At 44.4% G+C, this 926-nt stretch carries 1 protein-coding gene and 1 pseudogene; both read left to right on the top strand.

Translation table 11 applies throughout. The features are described 5' to 3' along the window. Positions 1-231: pseudogene (locus AC1DRF_RS29875) on the top strand (acetaldehyde dehydrogenase (acetylating)); the annotation flags it as partial. After that, positions 221-926: 4-hydroxy-2-oxovalerate aldolase (dmpG, locus tag AC1DRF_RS29880; protein ID WP_477742557.1), on the top strand; the 706-nt coding region annotated here is incomplete at its 3' end. The pseudogene AC1DRF_RS29875 and the gene dmpG, both read left to right, overlap by 11 nt.

Consider the following 926-nt stretch of genomic DNA (forward strand, 5'->3'; position numbering starts at 1 on the left):
GAATATGTACCAGGCTATAATTTAAAGCAAGAACCATTATTTGATAGTAATCAAGTAACAGTCTTTTTAGAAGTAACTGGAGCCGGAGATTATTTTCCTTCTTATGCCGGTAACTTAGATATTATGACGGCTGCTGCAGCGAAGGTTGCGGAAGATTATGCCCGCTATAAACTCGAAGAGAGCTTATATGGAGGAAGAAAGAAAGAGAGGGCTATGACGAATGAAACGTAACAGTGATAAGCCTATTAAGATTACAGAGGTCAGCCTCAGAGATGGAAGTCACGTAGTCAAACACCAATTCACAGAAGCCCAAGTAAAAAGTGTCACGAGAGCGCTGGACGATGCAGGGATGCACTATATAGAGGTTAGTCATGGAGACGGGTTAGGAGGCTCGACTCTGCAATACGGAAAGTCTCTCGTTGATGAAATGAAATTAATTGAGGCTGCGGTAGAAGAAGCGAAACAAGCCACCGTTGCGGTTCTTTTAATTCCGGGAATTGGAACGGTACATGAGCTGAAGCAAGCAAATAGCCTTGGGGCAGGCTTAGTCCGAGTAGCTACACATGTGACGGAAGCAGATGTTTCTGCTCAGCACATTGAATATGCTCGGAAACTAGGGATGGAAACCTTCGGTTTTCTAATGATGGCCCATTCAGCACCCGTAGAAAAGCTTGTGGAGCAAGCAAAGCTAATGGAAAGCTATGGAGCACAAGGAGTTTACATAACTGATTCAGCAGGAGCTCTTTTGCCTCATGAAGTTCGTGAACGTGTTAGAGCACTTCGTCAATCCCTTCAAGTTGAAGTAGGTTTTCACGCTCATAATAATCTTTCGTTAGCTGTTGCAAATACGCTTGCTGCTATTGAAGAAGGCGCTACTAGAATAGACGGAAGCGTTCGCTGTTTAGGAGCCGGAGCAGGTAACACTC

The sequence above is a fragment of the Priestia sp. P5_B4 genome (assembly GCF_056400385.1).